We start from the raw sequence: 24,523 nt of genomic DNA, 5'->3' as shown, positions 1-24,523 counted from the left end.
GTATTTTAGGCATCGACAAAATCATTCACTTTTGGACGCAGAAAACTGACTTGGACTACTAATGCAATTGCAACAACTCCCGCCATCAAAGCAAAGCCGTAACCTAAAGTCCCGCTATCCGATGATTTGCCTAATAATGAAGTTACTAATGCACCACAACCAACTCCGGTCATATTAAGGACACCATAGGCCGTTCCCCGGTATTTTGAAGAAACAAATTGACATATAATGGGCATATTATTGGCATCAAACATTCCGTAACCGATACCGAAACAAAGTACAGCACCTACAACATTGAATAATGAATCTCCAAAACCAATTAACAATAATGCAGGAATCGTTAAACTCAAACCAATCGCACTGGTATAAACCCTGCCTTTTATATTTTTTTGTACCCATTTGTCTGATAGAATACCTCCGAAAATCACTCCCAATAATGATGAAAAGGATATGGCGATAGTTGCTAAAGGTCCCGCCTGTTCCATAGGGATTGCTAAGTTTTCTGAAAATAGGGTAGGCAGCCAGTTTTTTGTAGCCCAGCCCGGTAAACTGATTATGGCAAAATAGAATAAGATAACCCAGAAAGAGATGTTCGTGAAAAGCAGTGCTAAACCTTTAAACAGTGAACTTTTTTCACTTGTTGTTATCAAATCTAAATCAATAGGTTTTATTTCAGTAGCTTTTTTCTCTTTTAATAAGAATACCAAAACGAAAGCATAGACAACACCAACGATTCCAAAATAATGAAAAGTAGTATGCCAAGAATAGGTAGCTGCGATGGTAGCTCCAAAACCTCCTAATGCAGAACCCACATAAAGTCCAGTCATGTGAATACCAATAGCCAGCGATCTTGTTTTTTGCTGATGATAATCGGCTATTAGTGATAAACCTGCTGGAATATAAAGGGCTTCGCTCACTCCCATAAGCGCTCTTAACCAATATACCTGATTGTAAGTTGTAGCATATCCCATTGCATAAGTGACCGCTGACCACACAAATAAACTGCCTACAATCAACCATTTTCGGTTTAATTTGTCAGCAATAATTCCGGAAATAGGACTCATTAAAGCATAAATCCAAAGAAATATAGCCATTAGACGTCCAAAATTTTCACCGGATACTAATTCAGGGATGTCGGCTTCCATAGACGGACGCATTGTGGCCAACATTTGTCTGTCCATATAGTTTAACAATGCTACCAGCCAGAGTAAACCAACTACAATCCAAGGATAATGCTTTGTATTTTTCATATTTTATTTTTTTTAGTTTTACTCTTCTTTTTCAACATTAAAAAGCAGCTAAAACCAATTTTTTGTGTCGTTATTTTATTGTTCCTAACATAACATCAGGAGTACGAATGCCTGGTTTTACTTCCCCATTTGATAAAACAATGTCGTCATTCCAGAGTGTGGCTGTTGTAGTTACATGAGCAAGAAAGGGCAGTTCACCAATGGTTGACCATGAATCTGTAAGGGTGTTGTATACCAAAATTCCTTTATAAAAACCATCATGATTTGTATTCAACTTATTCTTCTCTACGGATAGTTTTGCTTTTTCTTCCGGAGAATCAGTTTTTGCAATTTGGGACAAATAGGTTTCGATTTTATGAAAAGTTTCACCATTATCACCACCAACAATTACGATTGAATGATTGCCTACAGCAACACCTGCACCTGCGGAAAAGTTGGTTGTGTTTTTTCCATCGGATATGTTTGCACGACTTTCCCAGATTTGTTTTTTAATGTTAAAAACAAAAGTAGTATTGTGTAAATCACTGATCCCCGTAGGTGTTTTAGTTCTTCCACCAATCACATAAATATTGATTCCGTTTTTGTCTTTTTGAACTACCGTAACTGAATTTGCCAGAGCGATAGGTAATTTCGGAAGTGTTTTCCATTCCGGATTTTTGCTATTTAGATCAAGGCTTAAAAAATCATTAGAAGATTTAGTCGCTTCATCACCACCAATGGCATAAACTACATTGCCAATATGTGTTAAGCCAATATTTGTAATAGCTACCGGAAAATTAGGTAGCGATTTTATTTCAACCTCATTTTTAGATGCATTCCATTTTAAGATAAAAGCTTTATTCGAAAGTCCATTTTCATTTTCGCCCCCTACATATACCACGCCTAAGTCGGTTGAAGTTGAACCGCAATAGGCGATAGGTTCGGATAATACACTCGAAACTTTTTTGTTCCAAACATACGTATTATCACATTTCTGTAATACATGAATTTCTTTTGAATAGTGTTTTTTTCCACCTTCCCAAGGCATTTTATCTTGGAAATTAGCACCTCCTGAAACAATTAAAACATCGTTAGTAATACCATTAATTGCACCTGCAAAGCCCAATGATATAGTTCCATCAGCATTTTGTAGATGTGCTCCTTTTTTCCATTCAATATGGTTTACAGCTTTTTTTTGAGAAAGGGCATCTGTTGTCAACATAATAAGTAAGCAAAGGATTAGAGAAGAAAAATAGTTATTCATAGTATTTATTTTAAAATAAAACGAACGAAGTTATTTCGATTTGAAATCTTCAAAATTGAGACTTTCGACATCTTTTTTGAATAATTCAAATTGGTCAGGGCTCATATTTTTTACAGGCAATCTAAATTCACCTAAATTTAGTCCTACTACTTTCATATAGGCTTTACCTACTGAAATACCGCCATATTTGCCCAATAAACGAATCATGTTGATTGATTTTTGCTGTAAAGCACGAGCTGTAACCAAATCATTTGCATTAAAAGCCGCAATTAAATCATAGTATAAAGGAGCCGCATAATTGAAAGTGCTTCCTACAGCACCTTTGGCACCTAATACTAATGCAGATAACATATTCTCATCTCGTCCCCAAAGCATATCAAATTTGCCATTTTCATAACTCATACAACTTTGGAAATCCATGAAATCTTCGTGTGTATATTTTATGCCAGCAAAATTTGGAAGTTTCCCGTCTAAGGCCTGCACTAAATCAAACATTGGTAAGTTTACACCTGTCAATACTGGAATGTGGTAGTAATAGAAAGGCATATTAGGAACACTTTTCCCAACTTCGATACAGGCTTGCGCCAACATATCTACATTAGCTGGTTTGAAATAAAATGGAGCCGTTAGTGAAACAGCATACAATCCTATTTCATACGCATGTTTTGCTAGGTCAATGCAATCCGTAAGGCATGTTCCTCCTAAGAATACCATTACTTTAAAGTCGGCATCATGGTTAGAACAATCTGCCCAAGCTTGAGCAACCGTTTTCTTCTCTTGTAAGGTAATAGAAACGCCTTCTCCTGTAGAGCCATTAATAAAAGCACCCGTTATTCCGTTTCGTTTTAGAAAAGTATAGTAAGCCGGAATTAGGCTAACATCTAATTTTCCATTGCTGTTAAAGGGTGTAAAAGGAGCTGAAATAAGCCCTTGTAAATGTTCAATTTTCATGAGGTATTTTTTTAAATTGTCTTTTATTTATGTTGTTTAAATAGACCGGGAACTTAAATATTCCCGGCTTATTATTTAAACTATACTTCTTAAATCCAGTTTTTACTATGGATTCTGAGTGATTTTAGGATTAAAGTTAATGGTATTTTGAGATATTGGAAACAATATCTTTTTACCGGCCATAGAAGGCACAAGATTCGTTTTATTGAAACGAACTAAATCCCACCATGCTTTACCTTCAAAAGCTAATTCTTTTAGACGTTCATTCAAAATAACATCGTCATTAGCAGTTTGAGAGCCATTTGTAAATGAGGAAGAAGCATCGGCTCTTTGCATCACTTGATTCATTTCATTAGTTGGATCCTGACCTAAAGCATTTTTAATTTCTGCTTTCATCAACAAGATGTCAGCCCAACGGTAAATAATGATATCGCTAACAAATCTTCTGGTAGCACCGTCAACAGTTCCGTTGTACTTTACTAAACCTGTTACTGCCGGAGTGGCTCCATTGTATAGAGTTAAATAAGTAGCAGTTTTTCGGGTATCCGTATTATTGAAATTGAAACGGGTAATATCTGGTTGTACTCTAGAAATACCTGCATTACCAGTACCAACACCCAAAGTTCCAAAAGTTGCCGTCGCCGTTGCTGCCGTTAGCGGTGCAAAGTCACTTGGTCCAACAAACATGAAAGAATTCCAATTGTCAGATAGCGCAGACGGTACATCCGCCAAAGAATATCGAACCGCAAAAAGCACTTCGGCATTTCCTTTATTGGTGTAACCAAATACGTCTTTGAAATTTGGTAATAAAGATGGTGCAGTAGGAATAGCATTAATTGCAGCCAAAGCCGTGTTTAAATCAGTACTTCCACCACCTAATTGTTTTGCTGTCCATAAATTCACATCCGCTTTTAAAGCGTAAGTAGAAGCTAAAGAGAGCTGGGTCTTATTGTTTGTTGCATCAGGATAATTAGCGATGGCTGATTCAATATCAGACTTAATGAATGCAAAAGTTTCTTCAATTGTATTGCGCGAAACAATATATTCGGATTGATTCGTGTTTTCTGTTGGTGTAGTTACTATTGGCACACCACCCCAAGAACGAGCCATGATGAAATAAGCCAAAGCACGCATCGAATACGCTTGCGCGATATATCTCTTTTGCTCATTTACAGTTGTTGGACTAAATTGAATAGTCGGAACATATTTCAAAACCAAATTCGCCTGATGAATTACGGTATACAAACCAGCCCAATCCACATCAATATTTTGTGCAGTTAAGTTGTTATTGTAATAATTTGCCAAACTGAGAGGTGATTGAACACCGCTTGTTATTTCAGCACTTCTTGCTCCTCCCAAAAGATAATAATTTTGTTGGGTTTGGGTTCTAAAATTGAAGTACATACCATTTACACCTGCTTTCGCATCATCTTCTGTTTTCCAAAAACTGGCAGAAGTAATTACGCTTTCAGATTGTAAGTTTAAATCGTCTTCACACGAACTGAATAGTGAAAGTCCTGTAAAAAGTATAGAGTATAAAAGAATTTTCTTTTTCATGATATTTATTATTAAAAATTACAAACCAATGTTTAAACCAAGGATGAAGTTTTTTGGAACAGGATAAGTACCTTTTGCTCCAGCATCATTTAATCCAAGGCTTGACCCGCCATCAATTCCTTGTACTTCTGGGCTTAAACCGCTATATTTAGTAAAATAATGTAAATTACTTCCTGTTAGATACACACGTACCGATGCTAATTTAACTTTGTCAATTATTGATTTAGGAATTGTATAGCTCACTGTAATTTCTCTTATACATAGATAATCCCCACTTTCGTAGTAACGGCTATTTCCTTGAAACATATTAGTATTATAACCTGCACCACTTGCTTCAGAACGGAATAAGTTGTTTTGGTTTGTTTGATCAGCCCAACGGTAACGAGGTACATTAGTAATATCACCTTCATTTTGCCAAGATTGTAAACTTTCGGACAATAAACCGTAATTTCCTTGAAATTGACCTACAAAACGCGCTCTGGCTTCATTGTAAATCGTAGCTCCTAAAGAGTAATCAGTTCTTACGGTCAATGAAAGTCCTTTGTAATTGACATCAAAATTAAATCCTCCAACAAATTTAGGGAACATATTACCCATGTAAGTTCTGTCACGACTGTCAATTATACCATTGTTATCTGTATCTTCAAATACAGCATCTCCAGCAAATTTCTTACCGGTTGGGTTTCCGCCTGCAGCAGCAGTTTTAGTTACATAATTGTCATGTGTCGTTAAGTTATAAGCATCTGCTTCTGCTTGTGTAGAAAGAATGTATAGTTGTTTATGAGCATAAAAATCTCCAATTTTTTGACCTTCTTGTAAACCCCCAACATACTTATATGTTCCGCTGGCTGCATCCCAGATTTCTGTTCCACCAATTCTATTGTTTAAATTTCCATTGAAAGGAAGTTTCTCAATTACATTTGTATTGTGCGAAACATTAGCACCAACATTAATTTTTAAATCATTTTGATTGTAGACATTTGCATTCAATTCTAATTCAAAACCTTTGCTTCTTAATCCGCCTAAGTTTGTTAGTACTGTAGAGAAACCGCTATTAGAAGGAAGCGTTAGATTCGTCAATAAATCAGAGGTCAATTTATTATAAAAATCTCCAATTACTCTAATTCTGTCATTATGAAGGCCTAAATCAAAACCTCCATTTATAGTTTGTGATTGTTCCCATTTTAAACCTGGATTTGCAATTTGAGAGTTTACAATTGCAGATTGACCATTGTAACTATTAGCGAAACCATTTGTTGTACCGGAGTATAATCCTCCAGATTGAAAATCACCTAAAGTACCTAAGTTACCATTTACCCCATAACTTCCACGAAGTTTGAAAGAGGAAACAACTTCTGGCATTACTTTCCAAAACGTCTCTTCGTGTGCATTCCAACCTGCAGATAATCCAGGAAAAAAGCCATATTTATTATCGGGACCTAAACTGGAAGAACCATCATAACGAAAAGAGGCTGTTGCAAAATACCTGCTTTTGTAATCATAATTTACACGTCCAAAAACACTGTTTAATACTAATCTTGTATTATTGCTGTATACAGAAACTGGTATTGGAGATGAATCTAATGTTTGCGCAAGATCCGAAGGACTTCCTTTTCCGGAAGCATTAAATGTTTTTATAGTTCTGTCGAATTTAGAAACACCTAATTTTGCCTGAAAATCACCTGTGTTTTCTAAAGATTTAGCATAACTAAATACCCCTTCGTATTGAATTTGTGCAATTTGATTGCTTAATCGGGTTGCAGTTCGAGTATTATCTACTAAACCATTACTTCCACTTAAAAAAGCTTGTTGAAAAGTATTATTATTTTCATTTTCATTATATAATGACAATGAAGGTGTAAAAGTTAAATCATTAGTGATTTTTAAATCACCATCGACACTCATTTGCAATTTATTATTTTCATTAATCCCTTTCACTTTACCCATCTGATATAATGGATTTCCATTAATATTATTCTGGCCTGGAGCCAAAGTCCCATCTTCCAAGTATAATTTTGTAGTTGGGGAATTTCCTAAATATCTGTTGAAAACAACACTATTGGCAACAACTTGATTATTACTTGATTTTGAATATAAAACGCGACCATTTATTGTAAAGTTATCCGCTAATTTTAAAGAAGCATTTAACTTACTAGTAAAACGTTGGTAGCCTGTAAATATCGTGATACCGTCTCCTTTTAAGTAGCCTAAACTCAAATCAAAAACTCCGGCATCTCCACCGCCACTAAAGCCTAAAGTGTGATTTTGTGTAATTGCATTTTGAAATAAAACATCATTCCAATTCGTGCTTTTGTACATAATAGTATTGTTAGCATTAAGCGGGTCTGTCATTTCCTGCCAACCTTTAGCTTGTAAACCTTGAATAGTGTTTGCATCCAAATTTGATTTTAATAATGTAGCGAATGGTGTGTTGTTCAATAAATTATTTCCAGTACCTGCAGGAGTAGCACCTGTTAGTTGCCCAAGTCTTGCAATACCTGTCGTTGTTGAAAGTCCAGCGATTTCGGCAGCATTATATAACCCTAAACGTTGTAATCTAATGTAGTCTCCACCATCTAGAAAATCATATTTTTTGCCTACTTGACTATTTTGAGTAGAAACATTATAAGTGATTTTGGTTTTACCAGCTTTACCAGTTGAAGTTGTAATAATAATTACACCATTAGAAGCACGAGCTCCATAGATTGAAGTTGCAGCGGCATCTTTTAAAACCTGTAATGAAGCGATATCAGCAGAGTTGATATCATCAATTTGGGTACGAATAACTCCATCAACAATATACAAAGGAGTTGCTCCTGATGGATTATCAATTGAAGTACCTCCACGAACTATAATGTTAGATGCTTTACCAGGTTGTCCTGACGCTGTGCGTACTACTAAACCAGTTACATTTCCCTGTAATGATTGTGTTACGTTTGAATAAGGAACATTCTCTAAAACTTTTTTGTCTAATTTAGAAACTGAGGTACTTAACGTTTTTCTGTTCTGTGACCCATATCCCACAACAATAACTTCATTCATTTGTTGTCCTACCTCCTTTAGTACAATGTTTAGCAGTTCATTTCCAATGGCTACTTCTTGTTCTTGAAGACCTATGTATGAAACAACAATTGTTGTAGTATTGTCTGGAACTTCAAATGCAAAATTTCCATCAAAATCTGTCTGTGTTGAAATAGTAGTGCCTTTAGCAATAATATTTACTCCAGGTAAAGATTCTCCTTTTTCATTAGTTACCCTTCCTGTAATTTTCTTTTGAAATAGGTCTAATGTGTTTGCATCTTTTGTAACAATACCGTTTTTCTCTAAAGAAATAACCGTTTTTGTGGATACCGTAGCAGATGCTTGTACGGTAAAAGCTACTAGAAATAAGGATGTTAATTTCATAGCTTTCCCTAGGTTAGGGGTAAGCCAATAATTTTTCGGCTTGCTTTTTGGTAATAAATACATACTTTTGTAATGGTTAGGTTAATAATAATTTTCCTTCTTGGTTTATTTATTTGTTTTCCAACCACTGTTCTTTTTGTGAAGAACCAGCCAGCAATGTTTAGAGCATATGCTGGCTTTTTTTATGGATAACAAATGAATATTTTGTAAAAAAGGGTATTCCCAATTTTGGTTGTTTTTTATTTTAGCAATCTAAAAACTGTTCTTTTTATTTTAAGAATATGAATTATGGCTTAGTTTTGAAGAATCATTACCAATAGAAAAAATCATATAAATAGAAACATTACAGTCAAAAATACGTGTTGAGATTAATAATTTTAAAATATAAAATCTCTTTTTTTGTAATAGTAATTTTGAACGGATTTTTCGCTTGAACTATTGTATCTTATTGACAATCTGTAGTGTATAATTTATAAGATAAAGTAAAAGAACAATTTAAAAATAGAATTTCCCCGTGTTATTTATTATCACGGTGTAAATATATAAATAAATTTAATAAATACAATATACTTATTAAATTATTTTAATAATTAAAATTTTGAAGTAATCTTTAATTATTTATTAATGGGGATAACATCTTTTCTTTTATAACACAACAAGCTCCAATGACGCCTGCACGACGACCTAAAGTCGATTTTTTAAGTTTCATATCACGGTTAACTAAACCTAGTGAATATTTTTTTAATGCAGATTGAATTGGTAGTAGTGTGTAATCCCCTAATTGAGCGAAATCCCCACCAATTACTAATAAATCAGGATTAAAGATATTGAGTAGAATAGACAAATAACGTCCCATTTTCTCACTTTGCTTGGTCACCAAATCAACACATAGCGTATCTTCTAAAGTTAAAGCTCCCGAAATAATTGCATGATGCTGTAAAGCCAAAGCATTATCATCAAGAACTACTTTTGATTCTTTGCCTTCCTTTAAAGCAGCCTTAAATTGATTTACGAGTGACCAACCTGAAATTTCAGTCTCTAAACATCCGAGTTTACCACACTGGCACATAATACCATTATCAAAGATAGTACTGTGTCCAAATTCTCCAGAATAACCAGACTTACCATAATAAAGTTTTCCGTCGGTAATCATTCCTATAGCAACACCCCAACTATAATTAAGAAATATGATATTCTGTTCATCATCAACAACTCCTTCAGAATATTCCCCAAAAGTCATTGCTCTGGTATCATTTTCTAAATGAACGGGCAAATCTAATTGCTCAGAAATGATTTCTGTCAAAGGTCTGTTTTCACTAAAGAAATAATTATAGCTAAATCCCTCCATTGAATTTATTCGACCTGAAAAATTGATACATGCTCCCACAATCATACTTTTTTCTACAGAACTGTCTTCAACGAATGAATTAATTAGAGTACAAAATTCCAATAAAGATTCTTGAGTATTTTGTAAACCAAACGAAGTACCTAATTCAATACTGACAAATTCGTTTTTAATGTTTTGTAAGCCTATGGACATATTGGCAATACTCACTTCGACCCCTAAAAAGTAAGCGCAAGTTGGATTAATACTATAGAGAGAAGGTCGTCTTCCGCCACTATTGGTGATTTTCCCAAGATCTACCACATAGCCTTCTAGCAATAATTCGTTAACGGCTTTAGTTACCGTTGGAACACTAGATTGTAGTTCAGAACTTAATTCTGCTATAGTAGCATTACCGGCAGACAATAATCGTTTTACGATTGCTTGTCTTAGCATATGCCACTTTTGTCCAGAAAGGCTTTTGTCTTTACTACTGTCTAATAAATCTTTTAAACTCATTATTGTTACTTTTAAAAAAATTCAATGGGATTCATTTACAAACTTACTATAATTTTTTTTACACAATGATTTAAATCTTTTTTTATCATCAGAAAGTTGAATAATGAAAAAGTTGAAAAGATCAGACCGAATTCATTCACATTTATAATAGATTGGTCCCATTACAAAACAAAAATTAATATATAATACTAATAAAAGAAAATGATTAATAATGTAAGGAACCAACGGTAATACAGGCTGTAAAATAAGACACGAATTATCTTGATTGGTTGGAAAAGTCACGCAACTATTTCTATGTTCCACCTAAATTAAAAAATTAATTAAGTAATTTTTTTTCATATTGTAAAGATTATTAATACATTATATAATTTACAAAAAGAAATTTTGAATTTCGATAATAAAAAGAGGGAATGGATAATAATAGATGGAAAAATTTTTATTCGACTTACTTTTTTGTATTCCATTTACTTTTTTTAACAAAAATTTTCATTTCATTTCTCCTTTTTTTTTAATTGTAGTATCGCGAGATATGAATTATGTGCTTAATATAAGCCAATGCATTGCACTATTTTTACACTATTTTGGTATTACTACATTAAAATGAAGGTTGGTACCTTCTTACAACAATAATTGAAGATTATTGACATCTTTCAATGCATTTCTGGTGAAAATATATCTTTTAATAAATAAATTGAGAAACCTCTACTTTTTGCCATATTGAATTTTGATTACTTTAATTGTACTTAAACAATAAAATAAATGATAGTATTTAATTCATAGCTTCCTTTTGGAAAACAGTAATTCCTAAAATTTCATTAATGCTTCAAAACTTATCAATTAGCTTACATAAATAAGCAGTTATAAATACCTGTTCGAAGATAAATATTTAGATACTGTTTTAATCAAATAAGTGTTAATCTAAAAATCATTATTCTTTAATGATCAATTTAAATTGAATTAAAAACTTTAATATAAGTTTTCCAATTTAATTTAATTTATTGGTCTTACTATGAAACAAAAATCTAATAGGTCACAAAAAAGTGATGGAAGTAAAAAAAAGAGTAAAGCAAAGGAAAAACGTGCTGCTATAGTTGATTGTTTTGTCCGAGTTATTGTGGGAAAGAAATTTGAAGAATTCTATGAAAAAAATAAGGATAGTGGAAGGGAGTTATAAATTTTGATCGAACACCAATTTTCAGGTTTATTAAAGTGCTTATTTTAAAATGTTTAGGTTGTTTGATTCCTGCGGAATTACTATGTTTTTTTAGTATATTTAAGGAATTTGTCTTGATTTTTGAATTACTAAATTAGTAAGTATTTAATTTTTAGTTACTTAAAAAAAATAAAAAAGGAAAGGTGTTCGACACCTTCCCTTTGTGGAGTCGCCGGGAATCGAACCCGGGTCCAAACAAGCAACTAAAAAGCTTTCTACGCGTTTATTTCCTGATTAGGTTTTCGATAGTGTGCTAGGCCAGAAACAGCCACACAATACTTATCTTCTTAATTTCGAAATCCACCCGAAGCTTATGGAAATCTAGGTTTATTTTTACGGTTCCCCTAAATTGACCGCCACAAACCAAGGCTTTCAAGGAGAATCCAGCTTTCCTATCTGATAGGAACGTGGCTTAATCGTACTATAATTCGGATTATGCAGCTAAAGCGTAGTTATTTTCGCCGTGTAAAATTGTAAGATCTTATATTTACGAGCAAGGTCTCAATGCTCGACGTGCTTACTTCTCAATTCGACTCGCTGTCAAAACCAGTCGACCCCTTTTTTATTTCAAAATCCAACATTTGAATTTTGAGTTTGCAAATGTACACTTTTAAACTTGAATTAGTAGTGCTAAACTCCCAACTCTATTTCAAAAATCATTCCTTTTTTTATTCGTCTTTTAATTTGAACGGGTAGTCCCCAAATAAAACGGCTAACTTCCTAACATCATATGTTTTTCGGGTAAATTTATTGGATAACGCAATAATGGTAACGCTTTCTTTTCTCAAGGTAATGTAAGAGGAAGTGTTGCCATGCCACCAACCGTTATGAAAATAAAAGTTTTGTCCGGTCTCCCAATTGACCATTCTAATGCCTAAACCATAGTTTTTAGTGCCTTTGCGTTCATTACTGTATCCTTTATATACTAGACTTAACAATTTTGGTGTTAGGAAAGCTGAACTGTTTCTGGCTCTGTCAAATTTTAATAAATCACGAGGTGTAGAGTAGATATTCTTATCTCCATAAATCGCATCTAAGTAGTCCTTTCCAATTTCGACTTTATTGCCTTTGTAAGAAGTAACGGCGGTGTCTTTATCTCTTTCATAATCAAAAACATAGGTGTTTTTCATGCCTAATGGTTCAAAAATGATTTGTTTCATGGCATCTTTGTAAGGAAGTTTTGTGATTTTTTCAATTATTAATGCCAACATGGCATAATTAGTATTGCAATAACTAAAACGAGTATCGGTTTTGAATTCTAAACCAATATCCTTTGTTGCCATGATTGTCAGGATATCTTGATTGGTAAGTATGTTGTGCCTATCCCAGATAGTTTTGTCACGATCCGTAAAATAAGCATAATTACGCATTCCACTTCTGTGATTCAACAAGGTTTGTATCGTAACATCAGGATACGGAAACTCTTTCAAGATAGTATTCACCTTTTGATCTAAGTCAAGTCTTTTTGCATTTATTAGTTTTAAAATAGCCGTTGCCGTAATTACTTTACTCACAGACGCTATGTGGAGCGGAGTAGATTTAGTAATTAATGTTTTATCTCTAAAATTGGAGTAGCCTTCATATTTTTCATAAATAATTTGACCATTTTTAGCAACCAGAAAACTTCCGTTTGCACTATTGTTGGGCCAGTTTTTTTTATAAAAAGAGTCAATGGAAATCTTTTTTGAATTGATGTATTCGGCAGTTAATTTTGTCTCAGGTTTGCGTAACGGCTTCATCTTAGGTAATGTACTCTTTGGGAGTTGAGCATCACTTAATTCTATTTTCTTTTTCTCCTTATTGCAAGAGCTTAAAACCAAAAAGAGGAGGAATATATGTAGTATATTTGTTTTTTTTATAAAATTCATTTCTGTAGTGCTAGAAAGGCAAATATATAGAATCAATGTCTTTTCAGACGTTGTTTTTTTGAAACCTTAACACTATTTTATCAGTATCAAAGTAGAGCAATTTTTGTATTATTTTGTACATCAGCTTATAGTAGTTTCTTGCTGGTTTTTTTTATGAAAAAAATAAATTGAATTTCGTTTAAATTGTTATATTTGTAACAAATAAACCAAATAAAGTTATAATAAAAACAAATCAAAAGCATAAAAAAATATGAAATTCGGAATTTTAAAAGAAAGAAAAAACCCGCCTGACAGAAGAGTTATTTTCTCACCTGATGAATTGGCCAGATTAAAACAGCTGTATCAAGGTGCTTCTATAAAAGTAGAAAGTTCCGATATTCGGGTTTTTACGGATGAACAATATAAAAATTTAGGAATTGAAGTAACCAATGATATCAGTGATTGTGATGTTTTATTTGGGGTGAAAGAAGTTCCGGTAGAAAATTTGATTCCTAATAAAGCATATTTCTTTTTTTCGCATACCATAAAAAAGCAACCTTACAATAGAAAATTATTACAAGCCGTTTTAGAAAAAAACATTGATTTATACGACCATGAAACCATTGTAAATCCTCATAATCACAGGCTAATTGGTTTTGGACGTTATGCTGGAATTGTGGGTGCGTACAATAGTATAAGAGCTTTTGGAATAAAATTCGAGTTATTTAAATTGCCAAAAGCGGAAACACTTTCCGGTAAAGAAGCCTTAATCGCACATTTAAAACGATTGGTTTTACCTCCATTAAAATTTGTGGTTACTGGAACAGGAAAAGTAGGGAATGGGGCAAAAGAGATTCTGGACGCCATAAAAATAAAAGAAGTTTCAGTTGAAAATTATTTAACAAAAAACTATACACAACCCGTTTATACTCAGATTGATGTATTAGAATACAACAAACGTAAAGACGGACAAGTGTTGGATTTTACTGATTTTTATGATAATCCACTAGAATACGTTTCTGATTTTGAACGATTTACTAAAGTCTCGGATATTTATATTACAGGACATTTTCATGCCAATGAAGCTCCAGTAATCTTGACCCGTGATATGCTTCAGTCTAATGATTGTAAAATTAAGATTGTTGCCGATGTTTCCTGTGATGTTAATGGTCCAATAGCCTGCACGCTCAGATCATCAACAATTGCGGAACCACTATACGGATATTTACCAAGTGAAGATAAGGAAGTAGATGTTTTTCATCCGGCTGCAATTGTGGTAATGGCAGTAGATAATTTACCTTGTGAATTGCCAAAAGATGCCAGTGAAGGATTTGGAGAAATGTTTATGGAGCATGTAATTCCTGCGTTTTTCAATGGAGATAAAGATGGAATCTTACAAAGAGCCAAAATAACTGAAAACGGAAAACTGACTCCAAGATTTAGTTATTTACAAGATTATGTCGACGGGAAATAAATACCGTTTCTTTAAAAAATAGATAGACCTGCAATGTAAAGTTGCAGGTTTTTTTATGGAAATTTTCTTGGTTAAAAAATTGCTTCTTTTTGAAATATTATAAATCAATTAACACCTCAAAATTTAATGAGTTTGTGTAATTGCCTAATTTTGTTCAAAATCTGAAATTTATAATGACTAAAAATATTCCAATTTCCCTACTTGAATTAGCGATAATTACCGAAAATAGCAATGCAAGCGAAACATTACAAAAAACAAAAGCACTGGCACAACTGGTTGACAGTTTAGATTACAACCGTTTTTGGTTAGCCGAACATCATAATATGGCGCACGTAGCGAGTACTGCTACGGTAGTTTTGATTGGTTATATTGCCAGTCAAACCCAGAATATCCGTGTAGGTTCCGGTGGTATTATGTTGCCCAATCATGCCCCGTTAATTATTGCGGAACAATTTGGTACACTTGAAACACTATATCCCAATCGGATTGATTTAGGATTAGGAAGAGCACCAGGAACGGATGGTTTAACCGCACAAGCGATTCGGAAAGATTTCTTCGAACAATCGCAGCGATTTCCTCAAAATGTTGCCGCACTACAGGAATTTTTTTCGGAGGATAATGCTACTGCAAAAGTGCGTGCTTTTCCTGCAGAAGGAACTAATGTTCCCATTTGGATTTTAGGTTCCAGTATGGATAGTGCTGCTTTGGCTGCTGCCAATGGATTACCGTATGCCTTTGCAGGACATTTTGCGCCAAAACAAATGTATCAGGCATTTCAATTTTACCGAGATAACTTTGAGCCTTCAAAATATTTAGACCAACCCAAAACAATGGCTTGTGTAAACGCAATAGCTGCAGATACAGATGAAGAAGCGGAAAAATTATCCACGAGTTTAACTCAAATGTTTCTGAATTTGATTCGGAATGATAGAAAGCCGTTACAACCGCCAGTTGATTCGCTTGATGGAATTATGCGTGAAGAAGAACATTTTCATGTAAACCAAATGACTGCTTGTTCGTTTGTAGGAAGCAAAGAAAAATTAGTTACCGAATTGAAGCAATTTATTGAATATACGCAAATTGATGAATTGATGATTACGAGTCCGATTTTTAATCATGAAGATAAATTGAAAAGCATTCGAATCATGAAAGAAGTAATGGATACAATTAATAAGAAATAGAATTTCGGATGTTTTTTTAAACTAAAATTAACTTATATTTTGATAAATTTAAACCATATAAGTCATGTAAGTTCATCTAAGAAGCTCAATTATTTAAAATAGATTAAATTAAAAACCCTACAATGTAAGTTGCAGGGTTTTTAATTTATAACTCATTAATAATTAACAATTCATCATTAATTATTTAAGGCTTCCAACCATATCTTCCGGTTTAACCCAAGCATCAAAATCTTCCGGAGTTACATATCCCAAACGAACCGCTTCTTCTTTAAGCGTTGTCCCGTTTCTGTGTGCAGTTTGAGCAATTTCAGCTGATTTGTAGTACCCAATTTTAGTATTCAAAGCCGTAACTAACATCAACGAATTGTCAACCAATTCTTTGATACGTTTGTAGTTAGGTTCAATACCTTGTGCGCAATGTTCGTCAAAAGACATACAAGCATCACCTAATAAACGGGCCGATTGTAAGAAGTTTGCAGCCATCAATGGTTTGAAAACGTTCAATTCATAATGACCTTGCATTCCACCAACAGAGATTGCAACATCATTCCCCATAACTTGTGCGCAAACCATAGTCAATGCTTCACACTGTGTTGGGTTTACTTTTCCTGGCATAATAGAAGATCCTGGCTCATTTTCCGGAATAAGGATTTCTCCAATTCCTGAACGAGGTCCAGATGCTAACATACGCACATCATTGGCAATTTTATTCAATGAAACCGCCAGTTGTTTTAACGCACCGTGTGTTTCTACGATAGCATCGTGTGCTGCCAGCGCTTCAAATTTGTTTTCGGCAGTTACGAACGGATGTCCTGTAAATTCAGCAATATATTCCGCTACTTTTACGTCATATCCTTCTGGAGTATTTAATCCTGTTCCTACTGCAGTTCCTCCTAAAGCTACTTCTGATAAGTGTGCCAAAGTATTTTTAACCGCTTTCAAACCGTAGTTCAATTGCGCTACATATCCTGAAATTTCCTGTCCTAATGTAAGTGGCGTAGCATCCATTAAATGTGTACGACCTATTTTAACCACATTATTGAATTCAACCGCTTTGGCATGAAGTGTATCTCTTAATTTTTCAACACCGGGAATCGTAACTTCTACAACTGCTTTATAAGCTGCAATGTGCATTCCTGTAGGGAAAGTATCATTTGAAGATTGTGATTTATTTACATCGTCATTGGCTTTGATGAATTGTTCGCCTTCGCCAATATTGAATCCTTTTAATACTTGCGCACGATTTGCAACTACTTCATTTACGTTCATGTTACTTTGTGTACCTGAACCAGTTTGCCAAATCACCAATGGGAATTCGTTATCTAATTTTCCAGCTAGAATTTCATCACAAACAGCACCAATGGCATCGCGTTTTTCGATTGGCAAAACACCTAAATCACAATTGGCGTAAGCCGCTGCTTTTTTAAGATAAGCAAAACCTTCAATAATTTCTTTTGGCATGGAAGCCGATGGACCTATTTTGAAGTTGTTTCTTGAACGTTCTGTTTGTGCGCCCCAATATTTATCAGCTGGAACCTGCACTTCACCCATGGTGTCTTTTTCTATTCTGAATTTCATTTCTTGTTATTTAAAAATAATTATGTCGTTTAATACGTTTTAGCCCCGATGATCCCGAAGCTTCGGGAGAAATCCTTTTCTTTTTGCTGCCAAAAAGAAAAGATTAGAGTGAACAGCGGGAAACAGCTCCAAATTCTGAGCTCAAAAATACGGATAATTCCTTTTTTATAAAAATTGATTGGTAGTTTTTATGTTTTTTTATTGGTACGAAAAGGAATTAAACTTACATTTGTGGCTACATTCAAAAATTCCGGAAAACATGTTTGAATTTTCACAGTACTTAGGCTTTTTACTTTTCTTAACCATTCTTACTATAGGATTTTGGTTAATGTTTTTTCTTGTAGGTTTCGTTCAATATTGGATTGGTGGAGCTTTATGGGAAAGATATAAAGAAAGAAAAGCGAAGAAAGAACAATCAGTTTAAACTTTTTGTTAAATAAAAAAAGGACTCATTTTATGGGCCCTTTTTTTTATGCGTTATACTCAGCTATTTTACTTTTTGTCTAAAAAGAAAAAGGACCCGTTTTCACGAGTCCTTATTTTTTTATCCTTGAAAATCACCTTCATTTTCATTTTGATTTCGCTTAGGTTGTTGTTCTCTTTCGTTTTTCTGTTTGTTAAAACGATACGTGAACGATAAGCTAAACTGTCTTTCTCTCCATTGCATTTCGCTGTACGAACTTACAATTCCTGGAAGATTACTTTCCATGATTCTTTTTCTGGAATTGAATACATCACTTACGTTGAATGAAAGTGTTCCTTTGTCTTTTAATACGTCTTTACTGAATGCTATGTTTGCTGCAAAAATCCCTAAGCTTCTTCCTTGTGCATTATTTTGTGGACCATTATAGGTTGCATTAGTCTGCCAGTCGATTTTGTATGGCAATGTGATTTTTGAAGTTAGTCTTGTTGACCAAGATGTTGCTACGTTATCAAAATTTTGTACAATTTCATTATTGTTAAAATCTGTATAGGTAAAATCTCCTTGCGTTTCGTTTCTGAAGAAATTGAAGTTACTGTTTAATTTCCACCATTTGTATGGAGAATAGTTTAATGTAAATTCAAATCCTGTTCTATATTCAGTTGCCAAGTTGATAGGAGAACTGATTAAGATTGGTGTTCCGTTAACGAAATCTCCTGATTCTCTTCTTGCAAATTGAAAAACATCTGTTGTTTTATTTACATATAAGGAAGTATTGAAGGTTAATTTTTCCCATCTTTTGATGTAACCAAAATCAATAGCATCTGAAAACGCAGGATCTAAATCTGGATTTCCAACAAAAATATTGATGTTACTCGACAAGTTGCTGAACGGATTCAACATTCTTCCTCTAGGTCTTTGAATTCTTCGGCTATAGCTTAAAGAAGCGCTGCTTTTGTCTGATATTTCATAAGTGAAGAAAGCACTTGGAAAAAAGTTGTTGTATTTTTTAGTGTTGAAATCATTGGTCGCTAATTGATTGATTTCAATATTGGAATCCTCAAAACGCAATCCGAAAAGGGCTGAGAATTTATTAATTTTTACACCATATTGAGTGTAAAGCGCATTAACTTTCTCCTTGTATTCTAATGTATTTGTGAAGTTGTTATTGATTACTCCATCATTTTCTACTCTGTAATCAGTAAGTAATTCTGAGAAATCACCACGGTATCCTGCTTCAAACTGGCTTCCTTTTCCAATAGGTAAAACATAATCCATTTGAAGTAAATTTCTGCTTTGAGTTTGATTGTTGATAGTGTTATCAAATTTTATCACACTTGTATTTGTAGCAGTGTCTGTAATTAGCGCATCGTTGATGTCATCATTAGTAGAAAAGGAACCGTCAATGGTTAATTTATGACCGTTTTTTTTAAATTTCTTAGTGAAGTTTGTTGCAAACTCTACGTTTTCACTGTCGCTATTTTCTAAATTGATACGATTACGGGTATAGTCATAATTAAATCCTGAATCATAATTATTTTGGAAAACGTTATCAACGTTGATACCGTTGCTTTTTCTATAGTTAAAGGTATTAGTCCAAGAAAGGCTTTCACTTAAATACCATTCCATTCCAAAATTACCATTATACCCTTTATTATCTCTTTCGTTTTCTCTAGTTTCATTTACATAATTTCGAGTAGAATTATCAGCATTTAAATATCTTGAATCTGTAAATGCATTTCCGGGATTACTACGATCATTGTATCCTTGAGTAGTAAAAAGATTAAAGTTTTTTGATTTATAGTTTAAGGTACCGCTTAAACCGTATGTTTCAGGATATCCGGTTGAAGCTATAAAAGTTCCGTTCAAACCTTGATTTTTACCTTTTTTCAAGATAATATTCAATAAACCACCACCACCTTCGGCATCATATCGTGCAGATGGATTGGTAATAACTTCTACTTTGTCAATCGCATCGGCTGGAATTAATCGCAATGCCTCAGCAATATTAATAGCATTTGAAGGCTTGCCATCAATAAGAACCCTTACATTTTCATTTCCACGAAGACTTACATTTCCTTCAACATCAACAGCAACAGAAGGGATATTGTCTAAAACATCACTAACAGTTCCTCCTTTTACCATAAGGTCATTCCCTACGTTGTATACTTTTTTGTCTAATTTTATTTCAACAGTTGTTTTTTCAGAACGAATAACAACTTCATTCAATTGATTCGCATCCTCATCTAAACTGATTAAACCTAAACTCGTACTTTTTTGAAGGTTCTTTTGTTTAATTTCGTTTATTTTAAAAGATATAAATTCAATTTTTATATCATAAACACCCGGTTTAACTTCAATTTCAAATTCCCCATTTGGATTTGTAATTCCACCAGCAACTGGTTTTGGATTGTTTGGAATTAAAAAAGTAATTGTAGCGTATTCAAGAGGTTGTTTACTTATTTTTTCAATTACCTTACCTGTTATTTTAATTTTTGGAACTGCAGGACCTTGTTGAGCTTGTGGAGCTTGAGCAAAACTGAACAGGGTCGTAAAAAAGAGAACAAGAATTAAAACGGATTTCATTTTTTTCATTTTTTAAAAACTTTGGTTACAAACTTTAGATTGCAAAAGTAGGATTTGGTTTAATACTACAAATCACAAAAAAATGTTAATTAAAACAACCGGGTTTTTATAAAATAAAAGAGGCCACTTTTTCTAAATCACGTCCTATAATAGCCGAGTTTCCATCGATTACAATTGGTCTTTCAATTAGAATTGGATGCGTTATCATGGCTTGAATAATTTGTTCATCATTCAATTTTTGATCTTTAAAATTTTCTATCCAAATTTTTTCTTTTTGGCGGACTAATTCAATGGGTTTTATGTTTAATTTTTGAATAATAGCTGACAACTCTTCAAATGAAGGTGGGTTTGTCAAATAATTGATGATTTCAAACTCTTTTTTTGAGTTCTCAATAAATGCGAGGCAATTTCTGGATTTTCCACAGCGTGAATTATGGTATATTTGTATCATAGTTAATACTATTGGGTTATTATAAATGGGTATTTCAAGGATTAGTATTGATGTAACAAAAATAGCATTTGCTAAACTAATTAAGTATAAAAATAAAACGAAAATTATATGTTTATAGAACAGGGAATAAAATCAGAGAATCATTTTTGGAAATATATTTTAGGTTCAATAATAATAATTTGCGCTTCATTTGTGGGTCAGTTGCCACTTTTAATAGGGATATTGTATGAAACAATTTTCAATGGAAAACCTTATCCAACAGATAATGAATCGGTAATGCGTTTTTTTGACTCAAATCTGACTTTATTTTTAATACTGATTTCGTTCGTTTTTATTATGCTAGGTATAGTGTTGGTAATTCGTAATTTACATGGACAAACGATGCTTTCTGTAACAACATCAAGAGCTAAAATAGATTGGAAAAGAGTTGGATTTTCTTTTATGATTTGGTCCGTTTTTACAATTGTATCCACTTTGCTATTCTATTTTTCTAATCCCAACGATTTTGTAATCAATTTTAAACCAGTGCCATTTGCAATTTTAGTCGTAATTGGTGTAGTGCTAATTCCTATTCAAACCAGTTCTGAAGAATATATTTTTAGAGGATACTTAATGCAGGGATTTGCTAATCTTGCCAAGAATAAATGGTTTCCCTTATTGATGACTTCGGTTATCTTTGGAGGAATGCATATTTTTAATCCTGAAGTAGCTAAAATAGGGCATATAGTACTTGTATATTATATAGGAACTGGGCTTTTACTGGGAATTATTACATTGATGGATGAAGGAATGGAGCTGGCTTTAGGATTTCATGCTGCCAATAATTTAGTAGGTGCTTTACTTGTTACTTCTGATTGGTCTGCATTTCAAACCAATTCTGTTTTTAAAGATATTTCGGAACCTTCAGCCGGATTAGATGTTATACTGCCGGTGGTTCTTATTTACCCAATACTTTTATTTATCTTTAGTAAAAAATACAATTGGACCAATTGGAAAGAAAAACTAACTGGAAATATTTAATCATTAAAACTGTTCAATAATTTAAAATAAACCTATCATGATTGATACAATAACATATCATAATGTCCACAACCTCTTTAAGTTAAACGGGTTTCATCTGAATCGAAATGATTTATGCAGAGTAGCGTACAGTTTTATAAAAGAAGGAGACGAATTCGAGAAATCAGTGGGAGATTTTGTACTCGATTGGTTTGATAACAAATCGTATATAGAAATGAATACTTCCGGGACTACCGGAACTCCAAAATTGATTCGTGTCGATAAACAAGCGATGGTCAATTCAGCAATTGCTACGGGTGATTTTTTCGATTTAAAACCTGGAGACAAAGTATTACATTGCTTACCTACTAAATATATTGCAGGAAAAATGATGTTTGTGAGGGGTTTTATTCTGGGTCTTGATGTTGATTTTGTTGCGCCAAGTTCTCATCCTATGTTGCAAAACGATACCAAATATGATTTTGTAGCGATGGTTCCTTTACAAGCTCAAAACTCTTTATCAGAGTTGAAGAATGTAAAAAAGATGATTGTTGGTGGTGCAAAAATGAACAATACTCTTGAAAAAGGACTTTCTAAATTGAAAACAGAAGTGTATGAAACCTACGGTATGACGGAAACGATCACTCATATTGCAGCTAAGAAAATAGGAGAGGAGACTTTTTCAATTTTGCCAAATATTAAAATTAGCCAAGATGATAGAAATTGTCTGGTGATTGATGCTTTAAAAATTTCTAATGAATCTATTGTCACAAATGATTTAGTGGAACTTGTAGGCGAAAATCAATTTCTTTTTTTAGGTCGTATTGATAATGTAATAAACAGCGGTGGAATCAAATTGATTCCTGAAAAAATTGAAGATAAGTTATCGGATAAAATTAACTCAAGATTTTTTGTAACCGGAAAACAAGATGCTGTTTTAGGTGAAAAATTAGTTATTGTTATTGAAGGGGAACAACAAATATTGGACGACAGTATTTTTGATGGTTTAGACAAATATGAAAAACCAAAAGAAGTTTTTTATGTTTCTAAATTTTCTGAAACCGAAAACGGGAAGATAAAACGCAAAGAAATTATAGAAAGTATTTAAATTGTTTTAATAAAAAAGCTTCCGTTACTTTTGGAAGCTTTTTTATTTAATTATTGCTCCATTTTAAAGTAATAATCAGCTGAATTTTTCCCACTTCCGTAGAATAAGAAAAAGATACAAATTCCTAATATCAGTAATGCCAAAAGTAAATTTTGGGAATGCATTTCTCCCATAAAATTTACTACGATAGCACCTATTAATATAGGAAGTTGTGCTATTATTGCCCATCTTGTCAATAAACCAAATGCAATCATTATGCCGCCAACCATGTGCGCCGGAGCAATATAATGAACGAGAAACATTCCACCGCCAATTCTGTCAATTGGAGATATCAGATCATTTAAATATTGGATATTCGTTATAAAAGAGATTCCTTTCATAAACAAAAATACTCCAAGTGCTATTCGTACCAAATCCACGGTTAAATAAGTGTGCGTATTCGCCCATTTGTTTAAATTTTTGACGCTGTTCATAATACTATAGTTTTAAAAATGTAGTACTAAGTTACTGATTTTTAATTGAATAATTTATAATTGTTAAAGAAAACTAAACTTTGAATGTTTTCTTCGTTCAAAAGAATTGTACGGTAGCTTTTGCAAATAAATTACTAATAATGGTGTCTTAATTTATAAGTATAGCGAGAGTAGAGAAGTTAAATTTTAAAAAGGATTGAGTAATTTTTAATAATTTGAAATACTTTCATTTACTTTAGGAACAGGTAATTTATTCGCAAACCAAGGCTGTTTTCTGCATGGCCAAGAGCTAAAAATTGAGTGAAATTAAGAGATAAACTGATTTTGTCTTTATTAGAACCAATGTCAAATGATTTTCCAAAATACAGACCTGAACACAATCCAAATTGTTGGTCACTGGCATATTCAGATACAAAACCCAATCCAATTTTACTATCTTCATCAGAAAGTGCATATCCTAAACCGGTTTCGACTCCCAAAAAATAATTTGAATTTAAATTAAACTGAACATTTGGTTTAATACTGAATAAACTAAAATTACTATGTAAAGCTCTTTCTGTCAATGTGCTTTCGGGAGTCAGTATTCGACTGCCTTTTTTAATGAATCTATAATCATAATCAAATCGGATTCCGAGTTCTAATTTTCTAGAAATTATTTTTCCAGCTCTGGCATTTATGCCTAGAGCAAGTCTATGACTTCGATACATTTGTATGTGTACAGGCAGCGATGCGTTGATTCCTGTTTCGAGATAAAAAGGTTTCTTATCCTTTGACAAAATAGTATTTTCGGTTTTATTTTGTGCATATATAAACTGCCCCACTAACAATAAAAGTGTTGTTAGTAAAACAAAAATCTTTTTCATTTCTTTTAATTTTAGATAATTAAATGAATTAGGTTAAGATTTTTTAGGGCATTATAACTGCTTTTAGGAACCATTAATAT

The 24,523-nt window shown here is 33.2% G+C and carries 18 protein-coding genes and 1 other RNA gene; 6 read left to right on the top strand and 13 right to left on the bottom strand.

Annotation, left to right across the window (positions count from 1 at the left end; all coding sequences use genetic code 11):
- Positions 1 to 5: 5 nt before the first annotated feature.
- From QLS65_RS08410 to QLS65_RS08385, 6 genes are all read right to left on the bottom strand, one after another.
- Complete coding sequence (locus QLS65_RS08410) at positions 6 to 1,250, bottom strand: MFS transporter (RefSeq protein ID WP_282716699.1); 1,245 nt, start codon at positions 1,248 to 1,250, stop codon at positions 6 to 8.
- Between the two features lie 70 nt (positions 1,251 to 1,320).
- Positions 1,321 to 2,493 carry a kelch repeat-containing protein gene (locus QLS65_RS08405; protein WP_282716696.1) on the bottom strand — a complete coding sequence of 391 codons (1,173 nt, stop codon included), beginning with the start codon at positions 2,491 to 2,493 and terminating at the stop codon, positions 1,321 to 1,323.
- Positions 2,494 to 2,523: 30 nt separating this feature from the next.
- Positions 2,524 to 3,444, bottom strand: coding sequence for a dihydrodipicolinate synthase family protein (locus tag QLS65_RS08400; RefSeq protein ID WP_282716693.1), 921 nt, complete (start codon positions 3,442 to 3,444; stop codon positions 2,524 to 2,526).
- 105 nt (positions 3,445 to 3,549) lie between these two features.
- The gene (locus tag QLS65_RS08395; protein ID WP_282716691.1) at positions 3,550 to 5,001 is read right to left on the bottom strand and encodes a RagB/SusD family nutrient uptake outer membrane protein; all 1,452 of its coding nucleotides are present in this window, start codon (positions 4,999 to 5,001) and stop codon (positions 3,550 to 3,552) included.
- 18 nt (positions 5,002 to 5,019) lie between these two features.
- Positions 5,020 to 8,406, bottom strand: coding sequence for a SusC/RagA family TonB-linked outer membrane protein (locus tag QLS65_RS08390; RefSeq protein ID WP_282716685.1), 3,387 nt, complete (start codon positions 8,404 to 8,406; stop codon positions 5,020 to 5,022).
- A gap of 610 nt (positions 8,407 to 9,016) precedes the next feature.
- A complete protein-coding gene (locus QLS65_RS08385; RefSeq protein ID WP_282716683.1) occupies positions 9,017 to 10,186 on the bottom strand; it encodes an ROK family transcriptional regulator in 1,170 nt (389 codons plus the stop codon).
- 1,072 nt (positions 10,187 to 11,258) lie between these two features.
- Here QLS65_RS08385 and QLS65_RS08380 point away from each other — a divergent pair.
- Positions 11,259 to 11,423: a hypothetical protein gene (locus QLS65_RS08380; RefSeq protein ID WP_282716681.1), complete on the top strand. Its 165-nt coding sequence runs from the start codon at positions 11,259 to 11,261 to the stop codon at positions 11,421 to 11,423.
- 200 nt (positions 11,424 to 11,623) lie between these two features.
- Here the strand turns inward: QLS65_RS08380 and ssrA are convergent.
- Positions 11,624 to 12,020: a transfer-messenger RNA gene (gene ssrA / locus QLS65_RS08375) on the bottom strand.
- 110 nt (positions 12,021 to 12,130) lie between these two features.
- Complete coding sequence (locus tag QLS65_RS08370; protein WP_099715730.1) at positions 12,131 to 13,330, bottom strand: serine hydrolase domain-containing protein; 1,200 nt, start codon at positions 13,328 to 13,330, stop codon at positions 12,131 to 12,133.
- Positions 13,331 to 13,580: 250 nt separating this feature from the next.
- Here QLS65_RS08370 and QLS65_RS08365 point away from each other — a divergent pair, with 250 nt between their 5' ends.
- Together QLS65_RS08365 and QLS65_RS08360 are read left to right on the top strand one after the other, a co-directional pair.
- Positions 13,581 to 14,783, top strand: coding sequence for an NAD(P)-dependent oxidoreductase (locus QLS65_RS08365; protein WP_282716679.1), 1,203 nt, complete (start codon positions 13,581 to 13,583; stop codon positions 14,781 to 14,783).
- Between the two features lie 173 nt (positions 14,784 to 14,956).
- A complete protein-coding gene (locus QLS65_RS08360) occupies positions 14,957 to 15,964 on the top strand; it encodes an LLM class flavin-dependent oxidoreductase (protein WP_282716677.1) in 1,008 nt (335 codons plus the stop codon).
- A 180-nt stretch (positions 15,965 to 16,144) separates the two neighbouring features.
- Here the strand turns inward: QLS65_RS08360 and fumC are convergent, their stop codons facing one another.
- Positions 16,145 to 17,542, bottom strand: a complete 1,398-nt coding sequence (gene fumC / locus QLS65_RS08355) for a class II fumarate hydratase (RefSeq protein WP_282716675.1) — start codon at positions 17,540 to 17,542, stop codon at positions 16,145 to 16,147.
- A gap of 259 nt (positions 17,543 to 17,801) precedes the next feature.
- Between fumC and QLS65_RS08350 the strand changes: the two genes are divergently transcribed.
- Positions 17,802 to 17,966: a hypothetical protein gene (locus tag QLS65_RS08350; RefSeq protein WP_099716357.1), complete on the top strand. Its 165-nt coding sequence runs from the start codon at positions 17,802 to 17,804 to the stop codon at positions 17,964 to 17,966.
- A 120-nt stretch (positions 17,967 to 18,086) separates the two neighbouring features.
- On the opposite strand, the gene QLS65_RS08345 is transcribed toward QLS65_RS08350, so the two are convergent.
- Both QLS65_RS08345 and arsC read right to left on the bottom strand, forming a co-directional pair.
- Positions 18,087 to 20,549: a TonB-dependent receptor gene (locus QLS65_RS08345; protein WP_345959507.1), complete on the bottom strand. Its 2,463-nt coding sequence runs from the start codon at positions 20,547 to 20,549 to the stop codon at positions 18,087 to 18,089.
- Positions 20,550 to 20,655: 106 nt separating this feature from the next.
- Complete coding sequence (gene arsC / locus QLS65_RS08340; protein WP_282716665.1) at positions 20,656 to 21,000, bottom strand: arsenate reductase (glutaredoxin); 345 nt, start codon at positions 20,998 to 21,000, stop codon at positions 20,656 to 20,658.
- Between the two features lie 108 nt (positions 21,001 to 21,108).
- Here arsC and QLS65_RS08335 point away from each other — a divergent pair, with 108 nt between their 5' ends.
- Positions 21,109 to 22,020, top strand: coding sequence for a CPBP family intramembrane glutamic endopeptidase (locus QLS65_RS08335; protein ID WP_282716663.1), 912 nt, complete (start codon positions 21,109 to 21,111; stop codon positions 22,018 to 22,020).
- Positions 22,021 to 22,057: 37 nt separating this feature from the next.
- Positions 22,058 to 23,107, top strand: coding sequence for an AMP-binding protein (locus tag QLS65_RS08330; protein ID WP_428831873.1), 1,050 nt, complete (start codon positions 22,058 to 22,060; stop codon positions 23,105 to 23,107).
- Positions 23,108 to 23,157: 50 nt separating this feature from the next.
- Here QLS65_RS08330 and QLS65_RS08325 read toward each other — a convergent pair whose 3' ends face one another.
- The gene (locus tag QLS65_RS08325) at positions 23,158 to 23,580 is read right to left on the bottom strand and encodes a DoxX family protein (protein ID WP_099715723.1); all 423 of its coding nucleotides are present in this window, start codon (positions 23,578 to 23,580) and stop codon (positions 23,158 to 23,160) included.
- 230 nt (positions 23,581 to 23,810) lie between these two features.
- A complete protein-coding gene (locus tag QLS65_RS08320; protein WP_282716661.1) occupies positions 23,811 to 24,443 on the bottom strand; it encodes a hypothetical protein in 633 nt (210 codons plus the stop codon).
- Positions 24,444 to 24,523 lie beyond the last annotated feature (80 nt).

The organism is Flavobacterium algoritolerans, from assembly GCF_030010385.1.
Classification (GTDB): Bacteria; Bacteroidota; Bacteroidia; order Flavobacteriales; family Flavobacteriaceae; genus Flavobacterium; species Flavobacterium algoritolerans.
Note: the sequence above shows the minus strand (reverse complement) of the source record. Positions and strands in the feature narration are given on the sequence as shown.